Annotated in this window: 14 protein-coding genes; 6 read left to right on the top strand and 8 right to left on the bottom strand. The window is 42.8% G+C overall.

The genetic code is table 11. The annotated features are described in order from the left end of the window. Positions 1-174: 174 nt before the first annotated feature. Positions 175-567, bottom strand: a complete 393-nt coding sequence (locus ACED60_RS20470) for an NUDIX hydrolase (RefSeq protein ID WP_371728336.1) — start codon at positions 565-567, stop codon at positions 175-177. Between the two features lie 18 nt (positions 568-585). Next, a complete protein-coding gene (locus ACED60_RS20465) occupies positions 586-762 on the bottom strand; it encodes a hypothetical protein (protein WP_371728335.1) in 177 nt (58 codons plus the stop codon). 35 nt (positions 763-797) lie between these two features. Between ACED60_RS20465 and ACED60_RS20460 the strand changes: the two genes are divergently transcribed. Next, positions 798-1,661, top strand: coding sequence for a site-specific integrase (locus ACED60_RS20460; protein WP_371728334.1), 864 nt, complete (start codon positions 798-800; stop codon positions 1,659-1,661). 177 nt (positions 1,662-1,838) lie between these two features. Next, positions 1,839-3,212, top strand: coding sequence for a cytochrome P450 (locus ACED60_RS20455; RefSeq protein WP_371728333.1), 1,374 nt, complete (start codon positions 1,839-1,841; stop codon positions 3,210-3,212). 57 nt (positions 3,213-3,269) lie between these two features. Here the strand turns inward: ACED60_RS20455 and ACED60_RS20450 are convergent, their stop codons facing one another. Together ACED60_RS20450 and ACED60_RS20445 are read right to left on the bottom strand one after the other, a co-directional pair. Then, the gene (locus ACED60_RS20450) at positions 3,270-3,560 is read right to left on the bottom strand and encodes a hypothetical protein (protein WP_135382635.1); all 291 of its coding nucleotides are present in this window, start codon (positions 3,558-3,560) and stop codon (positions 3,270-3,272) included. Between the two features lie 129 nt (positions 3,561-3,689). Continuing rightward, entirely contained in the window at positions 3,690-4,085 is a 396-nt protein-coding gene (locus tag ACED60_RS20445; RefSeq protein ID WP_029222999.1) for a DUF3465 domain-containing protein, read from the bottom strand. 486 nt (positions 4,086-4,571) lie between these two features. Between ACED60_RS20445 and ACED60_RS20440 the strand changes: the two genes are divergently transcribed. Both ACED60_RS20440 and ACED60_RS20435 read left to right on the top strand, forming a co-directional pair. After that, complete coding sequence (locus ACED60_RS20440) at positions 4,572-4,763, top strand: hypothetical protein (protein ID WP_009847119.1); 192 nt, start codon at positions 4,572-4,574, stop codon at positions 4,761-4,763. A gap of 212 nt (positions 4,764-4,975) precedes the next feature. After that, complete coding sequence (locus ACED60_RS20435) at positions 4,976-5,395, top strand: BLUF domain-containing protein (RefSeq protein WP_017097344.1); 420 nt, start codon at positions 4,976-4,978, stop codon at positions 5,393-5,395. 94 nt (positions 5,396-5,489) lie between these two features. Here ACED60_RS20435 and nrdF read toward each other — a convergent pair whose 3' ends face one another. From nrdF to nrdH, 4 genes are read right to left on the bottom strand one after another with little or no spacing between them, the layout of a single operon-like run. Further along, complete coding sequence (nrdF, locus tag ACED60_RS20430; RefSeq protein ID WP_017097343.1) at positions 5,490-6,461, bottom strand: class 1b ribonucleoside-diphosphate reductase subunit beta; 972 nt, start codon at positions 6,459-6,461, stop codon at positions 5,490-5,492. Positions 6,462-6,477: 16 nt separating this feature from the next. Beyond that, positions 6,478-8,610, bottom strand: coding sequence for a class 1b ribonucleoside-diphosphate reductase subunit alpha (nrdE, locus tag ACED60_RS20425; protein WP_371728332.1), 2,133 nt, complete (start codon positions 8,608-8,610; stop codon positions 6,478-6,480). Then, the gene (gene nrdI, locus ACED60_RS20420; RefSeq protein WP_012604288.1) at positions 8,603-9,001 is read right to left on the bottom strand and encodes a class Ib ribonucleoside-diphosphate reductase assembly flavoprotein NrdI; all 399 of its coding nucleotides are present in this window, start codon (positions 8,999-9,001) and stop codon (positions 8,603-8,605) included. The genes nrdE and nrdI overlap by 8 nt, the downstream gene beginning before the upstream one ends. Further along, a complete protein-coding gene (gene nrdH / locus ACED60_RS20415) occupies positions 9,001-9,222 on the bottom strand; it encodes a glutaredoxin-like protein NrdH (protein ID WP_009847124.1) in 222 nt (73 codons plus the stop codon). The genes nrdI and nrdH overlap by 1 nt, the downstream gene beginning before the upstream one ends. Positions 9,223-9,407: 185 nt before the next feature. On the opposite strand from nrdH, the gene ACED60_RS20410 reads away from it, so the two are divergent. Together ACED60_RS20410 and sufB are read left to right on the top strand one after the other, a co-directional pair. Continuing rightward, positions 9,408-9,776: an iron-sulfur cluster assembly accessory protein gene (locus ACED60_RS20410; RefSeq protein ID WP_009847125.1), complete on the top strand. Its 369-nt coding sequence runs from the start codon at positions 9,408-9,410 to the stop codon at positions 9,774-9,776. Between the two features lie 2 nt (positions 9,777-9,778). Then, complete coding sequence (sufB, locus tag ACED60_RS20405) at positions 9,779-11,254, top strand: Fe-S cluster assembly protein SufB (protein WP_371728331.1); 1,476 nt, start codon at positions 9,779-9,781, stop codon at positions 11,252-11,254.

Below are 11,254 nucleotides of genomic sequence, written 5' to 3'. Positions count from 1 at the left end.
AATACAGGAGAGAAACTTCTACGTTTTTAATTGACAGTGGGGGTCATATCAACGCTCGCTTAAGTTGTGAGCAACGAAACCGAACTGGCTGCATTGCACCGTAAACACTAAACCAATTTGAATCAAAAATGCCATGCGTTGCGAATCAGCTTGAAGCGCTTGTTAGAACTGGGCTCACAGATATTGACTCACTCTTTGAAACTCAGCTAGAGCCAAACTATCAGCCTCGATATCGACTGGGGCTGATGACAATGGATACCAATGTACACTCTCAGCCTCCTGAGCTGAAATTTCACCATTCCAGCTCTCGACGAAATAATAGTGAATTAATTGCAACTCACTAGTTGGGTGATAAAGAGAGCAAAGGTACTTATACGATAATGGGCTTACATTTAATTCTTCTCTTACTTCACGGAGCAAAGCTTGAACCTGACTTTCATCACCGTCTATGTGCCCGCCAGGGATATTAATTTTACCTGCATCTGTTTCTTTCTGTTCACTACGCCTTTCAAGCAAGACGCTATCATTGTCTACCAGCAAAAAAGATACACATTCGTGCACAACCATCAAATTTCCTTATAAGTTCTAACGCCGCATTAAGGTGTGAGCAACGCTACCACCGAAACTAAACCATACCACCGTAAACGCAAGACCCAACGATGGAATGAAAAATGCCAAGCGTTGGGAATCACTCTTAAATGCTTTGTTGAACGAAGCCGCTGCGCGGCAGAGTAAAACAAGTGCAAGCCATACTCTTGTCACACCATCACCCTGATGGTCGTTGACAGGAGTAACTTATGAATGCCACCGACTTAGAACGCTACAACGCCCTTTATGAACAACACCTTACCAATCTAAAACTGCAAGGTAAACGCCCTGCAACTATTGATGCCTATTCTCGTGCGGTTCGTCGGATCATCGCTCATTTCGATCGCGTCCCTGACACATTAACCACGGCCGATCTCAAACAGTTCTTCGCGTCTCTTATCCAAACCCACTCGTGGAGCACCATTAAACTCGATCGTAATGGCTTGCAGTTTTTCTATCGCTACACACTGGGTAAACAGTGGGAGTGGCTCAATATAGTGAAGCCGCCACAAGTGAAAAGACTGCCCGACATACTCACACCGCAACAAGTCAGCTCACTGATTAACCACACACGACAAGCCCGTTATCAGGTCTTCTTCTTAACTCTTTACAGCATGGGATTACGCCTTGGTGAAGGACTCAACCTTACGGTTCACGATATCGACAGCCAAACGATGCGGGTTCACATACGCGAAGGAAAAGGCGGCAAAGACCGAATGGTGCCGCTTCCTCTGCGAACGCTTAAGGCACTCCGCACACACTGGCTCAGCCACAAGCACCCTCGCTTACTGTTTCCCGGGCTTGGAAAAGGTGACGACGCACCGATGGACAGAAGCGGTATTCAAAAAACCATGAAGCTTGTGCTCAAAGAGTGTGACATCCAAAAACACGCCAGCCCCCACACTTTAAGGCATTCATTTGCGACGCACCTTCTTCAAAGCGGTGCTGATATTAGAACAGTTCAAGAACAGCTTGGACATACCGATCTAAAAACAACGCAAATATATACTCACATCATAGATAGAGGAGCCAACGGCGTAATTAGTCCACTATCAAAAATATTCGTTAAGTAATTGTCGGGGAATCTCCGGTTCCGAGGTTTCGTAAACTTAGCGGTTAACCACTCACTTACATACCTTTACTTACCAAACCATGAAACTTGCTAAATTAGATGCTGACTTTTACTTATCGCTCTAGCCGTAACTTCAGTATTGTTACGCGCCATCAATGATATACATAAGGAAATGAAAATGAAGCGAATTGAGCAACTACCAATGCCACCCACTTCTGGTGTTTTAGGACATGTGAGCTATTTAAAACAGCCCAATGTTCATCAGCAAATGTTGTGTTGGATTAAAGAGTACGGTGCTCATTTCCGTTTAAAGCTAGGCTTGAAGGATGTACTTGTATTGTCTGATGCAGCTCAAATCAAGTCAGTGTTGAAATCGAGACCGGATGAATTTCGCCGCTTAAAAAGCATCGAAAGTGTATTTGATGAAGCCGGTCTTAATGGCATATTCTCTGCTGAAGAAGAACGTTGGAAGCATCAACGAAAATTAACAGAACCTATGTTTCAGCCGAGTCACCTTAAACATTTTCATCCTCAGTTAAGCGTGATTACAGAGCGCCTAGGAAAGCACTTTGAAATGCTAGCGGAATCAGGAGAAGTGGTCGAATTAGTCGCTGAATTTAAAAAATACACGGTCGATGTAACTTCTCTGCTAGCGTTCGGGGAAGACTTTAACTCGATAGAACAAACGTCTGTGCCACTAAGTAAAAGCTTACAAAACGTATTTCCGGTAATAAATCAACGCTGTAGTTCTCCAATTCCATTGTGGCGTTTTTTCAAAACGAAAAAAGACAAGCTGTTTAATACCAGTTTGGAAGACATTAGGCATTTCGTTTATGGGTGTATTGAAAAACAACGCGCTCGTCTGGTTCACGAACCAGCCCTTAAAGACTCACCAGAGAACATGCTGCAAATCATGTTATTGGAACAAGAACAAGATTCCTCATTAACTGACCAAGATATTGTTGCAAATGCTATTACCCTTCTATTAGCAGGTGAAGATACCACAGCGAATACACTGGCATGGATGGCATTCTTAGTCAGCGGCAATCGCAGTAGTGAGTTGGCCTTACAAGATGAACTTGACGCCCTAGGGAAGAGAAAGGTCTTAGAATGGCCGCTTCCTCGAACACCTTATATGACAGCGGTGATGTATGAAGCGATGCGATTAAAACCGGTAGCGCCACAACTTTATTTGGAACCCACACGAGACACTCAGATTGGTGACATCGAAGTAAAAAAAGGCACGCCTGTTTTTGTGATGCTACATGCGAATGGTTTTGATGCTGATTTATTTGAAGACCCAACCACGTTTAACCCGAATCGTTGGATAGAAAAAGATGGCGCTTCCTTCTCTAACCTTCAGCCGTTTGGTGGAGGAGCAAGGCTATGCCCTGGACGCTCATTGGCCATGATGGAAATTAAACTCGCCTTTCATACATTGTTTAAAGAATTCAGCATTGAGCCACAACAAGCCCCTGAAACTGTGGTTGAACAGTTTGCGTTCACGATGTCTCCTGTTGGGTTTAATGTAAAAATAACCAAGCGAAGCTAGCTTACAAATAGACGTATCGAGAGCCAATGATAAAGCCGAACTATCGGCTCTTTTCGTCTATTTCAACTCATCCAACACTTCATAGCATTCCGTGTCTATTTTCAGATAAGTACCTTGATCTAAAGCTATCGTGTGAAATTCTGGGTCACCCGCATCATTAACCAAATTGACTTCAAGCCAAATTTTACCAAATTCATCGATATACCAAACTCGCCACAAAAGATTAGACTGTACAAGCAGCTGATAAAGCTTGTAGGTCATATACAAGTCTGAACCCGCTTTCTGTGATGCTTCAATGAGATCATCAGGAATACTAACGACTTGAACTAAATAATTCACTTCAATCATAAAGCCTCAAATTATTAAATTACAAAAAAACAAGTTACAACAAAACCCAGTGAGAGACATGCTTTCCACCGCCTATCTCTAACACTCTATAGATACTCTTTAATGGCAGAGATGCCATGCCAAGTGCGTCTACTCGTATATTTTCCCATTATGCTTTAGCCAGCCATGAGCATGGTGATTCCGAGGATCTTTGTGGGTCCAGTGCATCACGCCACCTTTCTTGTTCCATTCATACTCCCCATAAAATTCAACTCTATCGCCCTTTCTCAATCCCTGAATACGAGGAGCTAAATCAATATTATGTGCCACCAGCAAAGTTTGTCCGCTGTCGAGCCTTAAGATAAACTTCTGATGTCGAGAGCCTTTATTATCGTCTGGAAGCAATCGTGAAACTAGACCCGAGCCACGTACTTGAACATCACTTTGGTGATTTTGGTAAGCTTGCTTAAGTCGCGCATCATTGGCCTGAACATGGCTGACACCAAAGCAGAGCAATACCAAAAATAGAGTAATAAACTTTTTCATTCCCTTCATTGCTTTCGTTTCCCATATTAATTATTTATTTAGGCTACTCACTAAGTATCCCTTGCGACAAAATTAGCATAAGTACCGCAACTAACGATTCATTAAAATCAAACTTATTTAATAAATAATTGCACTTGAATTAAAGTGCGCAGTGCAACACCACTTTAACACTCAACATTTCAATAAAAAGAAGCTTCATTTGGTGAGTTACTCACCACAAATCGATGCGACCCCCTGTGTTTTGTAACCACTTATTACATTGAATTTTTTAAATAAATCCCTACCCAAAAGTATACTGAACGGTGGTCACATTACACCATACTTATCATAAGTAATACGACCATCTACCCTCTTATTCATCACATTTTGGAGTGCCAAAATCATTCAATTGAACTCATCAACACAGCTTATTGATTAAGCAATTGAACTCATAACGTAGACCCTGTACGCTTACACTATGCACACGGTTACTTAATGGAGATCACAATGAACGAACTACTGACAAGCGCCATGGAACAGAAACAACGAACAACAGTGACCAGTTTATTCGCAAGGAATGGATTTAAGATCGCAGCCACTGATTTTGATGATGTGACTTTTGAACGTGAAAGCGTATTGGTCAATGTTCGATTCGATGCATCTTCCAACGTCGAATCGATTTCGGTTCTTAACGACTAACGAGAGACTCGATGCAAGTAGGTCGCTAGAATGATTGAATGAACAACATTCGGCTCATTTTAGCGCATCTTGCTAGCTGTCCTTTGCTACTTCATCACCATCCTCTTCTCTTCCGAAAGCCCCCGAGTGACAATTAAGCCAATAACTCGCAATTCCATGAGCTTGGCTTATATTTATTAATACCCTTTGAACAAAAATTCGAAATGATGCCTATGTTCCTAACTCGGTTAATTTATGTCAGCACACTTTCCGAATGTTGTGATTCCAAAGCACTGGATGAAATACTCACTATCTCACGAGACCACAATCGGCAGAGCCATCTAACAGGGCTTCTCAGTCATAATCAAAAGTACTTTCTTCAATGCATTGAAGGCTCTAGGGAGGCGGTAAACCATACCTACAATCACATCCTAAACGATAAGCGGCACGAGAGAGTGACCATACTGTATTTTAAGGAAGTTGATTGTCGAGAGTTTGGAGATTGGTCGATGGGAGACATTCCGCAGTCTAATTTAACCGAGCTGTTGAACTTACAATTTTCGACTTCGGATCAGTTTAACCCATACGAAATGTCTGGCGAAAGTGCTTATAAAATGCTTTTAGAGTTAAAGCAAAATTTGCCGTCTGAGTGACCTAACTTTCAAACGGCAAGCCTTAAAAACGATGATGTCGATTCAGGGGTAACTAACCCTCTTTCAAGCCTGAGTTCATACTCGGGCTATTCGTTCAAAAATCCCAGTCATCGTCTTCGGTCGCGACAGCTTTACCTATGACGTAAGAAGATCCTGAACCAGAAAAGAAGTCATGATTTTCGTCAGCATTTGGCGACAGGGCGGCCATGATAGCAGGGTTAACCTGACACAACTCATCCGGGAACAATGCTTCAAACCCGAGATTCATCAATGCTTTGTTGGCATTGTAATGTAGAAAATGCTTCACATCTTCAGTTAAGCCAACAGGATCATAAAGCGATTCTGTATATTGTGTTTCGATTTCATAAAGAGAGAACATTAATGAATAAGCTTCATCCTTAACTCTCGCCTGTTCTTCCTCACTAAGAGATTGGTAAGCGAGTTGAAATTTGTATCCAATGTAGTAACCATGAATCGCCTCATCACGAATAATCAGACGGATCAAATCCGCTGTATTTGTCAGTTTAGCCCGACTCGACCAATGCATGGGTAGATAAAACCCAGAATAGAATAAGAAACTCTCTAGAAAAACACTGGCCACTTTTTTCTTTAACGGGTCGCCTTCAGCCAAATAATCGTCGAGGACAATCTGTGCTTTTTTCTGTAACAGAGGGTTCTCTTCAGCCCAGCGAAACGCTTCATCAATTTGCGGCGTAGTACACAAAGTTGAGAAGACAGAAGAGTAGCTACGAGCATGAACGGCTTCCATAAAAGCGATGTTGGTTAATACCGCTTCTTCATGAGGCGTTCTCGCATCTTCCATCAAGGCTGGCGCACCCACCGTATTCTGAATCGTGTCGAGTAACGTTAAACCGGTAAAAACTCTAATCGTTAGCGTTTGCTCTTCTTCAGTTAGTTGCTTCCATGTTTGAATATCATTGGATAAAGGTACCTTTTCAGGCAGCCAAAAATTAACCGTCAGGCGATTCCAAATCTCTAGATCTTTACCATCAATCATACGATTCCAGTTAATCGCTTGAACGGGGCCGGATTCCATCTTTTTCATTGCGTTTATCCCTTTATTACAGTGAGCACGACACGCACCCTTCGACTTGAGTACCTTCTAATGCTTTCTGTCGCATTCGGATGTAGTAAAGCGTTTTAATTTTCTTTGTCCATGCGTAGATCTGAGCTTTGTTGATATCTCTCGTCGTTACCTCATCGTCAAAAAACAAAGTTAATGAAAGGCCTTGATCAACATGTTCGGTGGCCGCTGCATAGACATCGATTATTGCCTTAGGGCCTATGGAAAAGGCATCACGGAAGTACTCTAAATTGGAGTTATTCAAATACGGCGCAGGGAAGTAAACTCGCCCAATTTTACCCTCTTTTCTTATCTCCACTTTAGCGGTAACGGGGTGAATAGAAGCGGTAGAGTCGTTGATATAGCTAATTGAGCCTGTAGGAGGAATGGCCTGTAAGTATCGGTTGTATAGCCCTGAGCTCATGACGAGTTGTTTCAATTCGTTCCACTCAGACACGGTGGGTATTCGTATATCTAAACGGCTAAAGAGATCTTGGACCACGTCCAATTTTGGCGAGAAATCCTGCTGCAAATATTTGTCGAAGAAAGACCCATCACTGTAACTAGACTCTTCGAACCCTTTGAACGTACTCTTTTTCTCTTGCGCCAACTTATTAGAAGCGACAAGGCAGTGATATAAGACACAGGCAAAATAACTACTGGTAAAATCAATAGCCTCTGGAGAATCATAGTGAATGCGTTCTCTAGCCAAAAAACCATGCAGATTCATCTGACCTAAACCAATAGCATGACTTTCATCGTTGCCCTTTCTTATCGAAGGAACACTGTTGATTGCGCTCATCTCTGACACTGCATTTAATGCTCGAATTGCGGTGTCAACGGTTTGAGATAGTCGACCTCCATCCAAGGCTTTAGCAATATTGATCGAGCCTAAATTGCACGAAATATCTCGCCCGACATGACTATAGTTCAAGTCATCATCATAATTTGACGCCTCGTTGACCTGCAATATTTCAGAACACAAGTTAGACATATTTACACGCCCCTGAATGGGGTTAGCCTGATTAACCGTATCTTCGAACATAATGTATGGATAGCCCGACTCAAATTGGATCTCGGCAAGCGTTTGGAAAAGCCCTCTTGCACTCATTTTCCCTTTGCGGATCCTCGGGTCGTCCACCATTTCATGGTACTTCTCCGTCACGCTAATTTCAGAGAAAGGTACGCCATACACTCGCTCAACATCATGAGGAGAAAACAAGTACATATCTTTGTTTTGCTTGGCTAATTCCAGAGTAATATCGGGAATGACAACACCAAGGCTCAAGGTCTTAATTCTGATTTTTTCATCGGCATTTTCTCTTTTTGTATCAAGAAATTGCATGATGTCTGGATGATGAACATTGAGATAGACAGCACCGGCGCCTTGCCTAGACCCCAATTGGTTTGCATACGAGAAACTGTCTTCAAGCAATTTCATCACTGGGACGACACCTGAACTTTGATTTAAGATCCCCTTAATGGGCGCACCTTGCTCTCTTAAATTCGTCAGAAGTAAAGCAACACCACCGCCACGACGTGAGAGTTGCAACGATGAGTTAATCGCACGACCGATGCTCTCCATATTGTCTTCGATTCTCAACAAAAAGCAGGAGATCAATTCACCACGGCTCTTTTTACCGGAGTTAATAAAAGTGGGCGTAGCCGGTTGAAAGCGTTGATGAATGATTTCTTCCATTAGTGCCAGAGCAAATTCACAGTCACCACGAGCCAGTAACAGCGCAGTCATAACCACTCGGTCTTCGAACCTTTCTAAATATCGCTTACCATCACGAGTTTTCAGTGCATAGGAAGTAAAAAACTTATAAGCACCTAAGAACGTGCGGAATCGAAATTTGGCTTGATAGGCGTTTGCCCAGATTTGATGAAGAAAACTGCGATCATATTGCTCAATAACTTGAGCCTCGTAATATCCCTCTCTGAGCAAATAGTCGATCTTCTCGTCTAAATTATGAAAGAAAACGGTATTTTGATTAACGTGTTGTAAGAAAAACTGTCGAGCCGCTTGCTTATCTGCCTCAAACTGAATCGTCCCTTGTTCATCAAGTAGATTCAACATTGCGTTTAAAGCATGGTAGTCAAGGGACTCGTTCTCAAAGTGGTTATCCATGATGTTTCCAAAATTGTTCTAACCCATTTGTCACGATATCAATATCGCTCTGGGTTCCAGATAGTTCGAAACGATACAACAGCGGTACATTGCATTTTTCAGCTACAATGGCACCTCCGCGAGCAAAAAGAGCTCCAAAGTTTCGATTTCCCGATGCAATCACACCTTTAATCAATGCTCGATTATTCGGGTTATTCAATAGACTTATAACAGAGTTAGGCACAGCTCCTCGCCCCTCACCATCGGCATAAGTCGGGCATATGAGTACGAATGGTTGCTCAATCTCTAGCGCCCTTTCATTGGCCTCAGTAGGAAGCCTGATCGCAGGTAATCCTAGCTGTTCGACAAACCGCTTCGTATTCCCTGAAGCGCTAGAATAATAAACAATCATTAACCCAACGCGCTGATCATGTCAGGTCTAAAACCGGACCAATGGCGGTCATTGGCGACAACCACGGGAGCTTGTCGATACCCCATTGATTGAACCCTTTCCATTGCGATTTCGTCGCACGTTAAATCAACAACTGTATGCTCAATACCTTTGCTCTGTAACGCCTTAACCGTTGCTGTGCATTGCACACACTGTGGCTTGGAATAAACGATGACATCCATATTATACAACCTCAATTAAATCTTAATGATAATCATTATTAACAAATAATGGCACATATAGTATTTGGGATTTATGTTTTGTCAACATATTGATCCCCGACCTAAAGACCATAGACAATACATGGTTGATATGCAAATGATAATCAATATCATCTATTATCACCAGTCAAATATGGAGCAGTAAGGTGAGTATTTCGAGTTCCGGTTCTAATGACATATCCATACATGATATGGAGTGGCAAGGCGTTACGTTAAGTGAAAGTGCCGCAAACAGAATTTCCCAGTTATCACATGGGCAAAAGCACTTCCACCTCACGGTTAAGTCCTCTGGCTGTACGGGGTTTGCATATGAAGTGGCGCTGATCGATTCGCCATCCGATGACGACATCAAGTACGAATCACATGACGTCATTTTCTATATTGCACTCAAAGCCCTACCTATGATCGATGGCACAGAGATCGACTTTGTGCGTCAGGGTTTAAACAGTAATTTTGTATACAATAATCCCAAAGTGAAGAACCTTTGTGGATGTGGCGAGAGTTTTGGAGTTTAACCATGTGCGCATTAGAAACGCAGCCTGAAGTTACAGAGTTACTGCACAGCAGTCACTATCGTGAAGGTTTCTACACTGAGTTATCTTCAGATACTTTGTCGAAGGGAATCAACGAACAAGTCGTTCGAGCAATCTCCGCAAAACGTAACGAACCCGAATGGATGTTGGAGTTTCGTCTCAAAGCATTCCGTAAATGGCGAACGATGAAGGAACCGCATTGGTTAAAAGCCGATTATCCAGACCTAAATTACCAAGATTACAGTTACTACTCCGCGCCAAGTTGTTCTAGCTGCGACAAAGATAGTTGTGATAAAGATAGTGGTGATGGCTCGAATGAATTTTTAACCGAAGAAGTCGAGACAGCCTTTGAAACACTTGGGATTCCAGTTAGAGAAGGTTCTGAAATTGCTGTCGATGCAATCTTTGATTCAGTTTCCGTCACCACTACCTATCAAAACGAACTGAAAGAACTCGGAATCATCTTCTGTTCATTCAGCGAAGCTATCCAAGAATACCCTGAACTTGTGCAGCAATACCTAGGCACCGTTGTTCCACCTGAAGATAACTTCTTTGCGGCTTTGAATGCCTCTGTTGCCTCTGACTGCACTTTTGTTTACATCCCGAAAGGTGTGAGATGCCCAAGAGAACTCTCTACCTACTTTCGAATAAACCAAGCAAAAACAGGCCAGTTTGAAAGAACAATTTTAGTGGCTGATGAGGACTCATACGTCAGCTACATTGAAGGTTGCTCTGCCCCGATGAGAGATACCTATCAGCTTCACGCCGCCGTCGTAGAAGTCATCATTCACAAGCGTGCTGAAGTTAAATATTCCACTGTGCAAAACTGGTTCTCAGGAGCAGAGGATTCACAAGGCGGCATACTCAATTTCGTAACCAAACGTGCGGTTTGCGAAGGCGAGTACAGCAAAATGTCTTGGACTCAATCAGAAACAGGTTCTGCGATAACGTGGAAGTACCCAAGCGTAATTCTCAAAGGAGACTACTCTGTTGGTGAGTTTTTCTCCGTCGCTTTAACGAATGGCGTTCAACAAGCCGATACCGGCACTAAGATGGTTCATATAGGAAAACACTCTCGCTCTACCATCATTTCAAAAGGGATTTCAGCAGGCAAAAGCCAGAACAGTTACCGAGGGCTGGTTAAAGTCACCCCTAACGCAGAAGGTGCGAGAAACTTCACTCAGTGCGATTCAATGTTAATCGGCGCTGAATGTGGGGCTCACACTTTTCCTTATATCGAAGTCAAAAACCCGTCTGCTCACGTTGAACACGAAGCGACGACCTCTCGAATTGGCCAAGATCAACTGTTTTACTGCACCCAAAGAGGGATCAGTGAAGACAACGCCATATCCATGAGCGTCAATGGTTTTTGTAAAGACGTATTTTCAGAATTACCACTCGAATTCGCTGTTGAAGCGCAGAAACTTCTATCAATCAGCCTCGAGCATAGTGTGGGATAA

Source organism: Vibrio sp. 1F279 (assembly GCF_041439815.1).
GTDB lineage: Bacteria > Pseudomonadota > Gammaproteobacteria > Enterobacterales > Vibrionaceae > Vibrio > Vibrio tasmaniensis_A.
Note: the sequence above shows the minus strand (reverse complement) of the source record. Positions and strands in the feature narration are given on the sequence as shown.

Excerpts from the sequence above, each read along its gene's own strand:
- ACED60_RS20470 (WP_371728336.1), bottom strand. The coding sequence starts at position 567 with ATGGTTGTGCACGAATGTGTATCTTTTTTGCTGGTAGACAATGATAGC.
- ACED60_RS20460 (WP_371728334.1), top strand. The coding sequence starts at position 798 with ATGAATGCCACCGACTTAGAACGCTACAACGCCCTTTATGAACAACAC.
- ACED60_RS20455 (WP_371728333.1), top strand. The coding sequence starts at position 1,839 with ATGAAGCGAATTGAGCAACTACCAATGCCACCCACTTCTGGTGTTTTA.
- ACED60_RS20450 (WP_135382635.1), bottom strand. The coding sequence starts at position 3,560 with ATGATTGAAGTGAATTATTTAGTTCAAGTCGTTAGTATTCCTGATGAT.
- ACED60_RS20445 (WP_029222999.1), bottom strand. The coding sequence starts at position 4,085 with ATGAAAAAGTTTATTACTCTATTTTTGGTATTGCTCTGCTTTGGTGTC.
- ACED60_RS20440 (WP_009847119.1), top strand. The coding sequence starts at position 4,572 with ATGAACGAACTACTGACAAGCGCCATGGAACAGAAACAACGAACAACA.
- ACED60_RS20435 (WP_017097344.1), top strand. The coding sequence starts at position 4,976 with ATGTTCCTAACTCGGTTAATTTATGTCAGCACACTTTCCGAATGTTGT.
- nrdF (WP_017097343.1), bottom strand. The coding sequence starts at position 6,461 with ATGAAAAAGATGGAATCCGGCCCCGTTCAAGCGATTAACTGGAATCGT.
- nrdE (WP_371728332.1), bottom strand. The coding sequence starts at position 8,610 with ATGGATAACCACTTTGAGAACGAGTCCCTTGACTACCATGCTTTAAAC.
- nrdI (WP_012604288.1), bottom strand. The coding sequence starts at position 9,001 with ATGATTGTTTATTATTCTAGCGCTTCAGGGAATACGAAGCGGTTTGTC.
- nrdH (WP_009847124.1), bottom strand. The coding sequence starts at position 9,222 with ATGGATGTCATCGTTTATTCCAAGCCACAGTGTGTGCAATGCACAGCA.
- sufB (WP_371728331.1), top strand. The coding sequence starts at position 9,779 with ATGTGCGCATTAGAAACGCAGCCTGAAGTTACAGAGTTACTGCACAGC.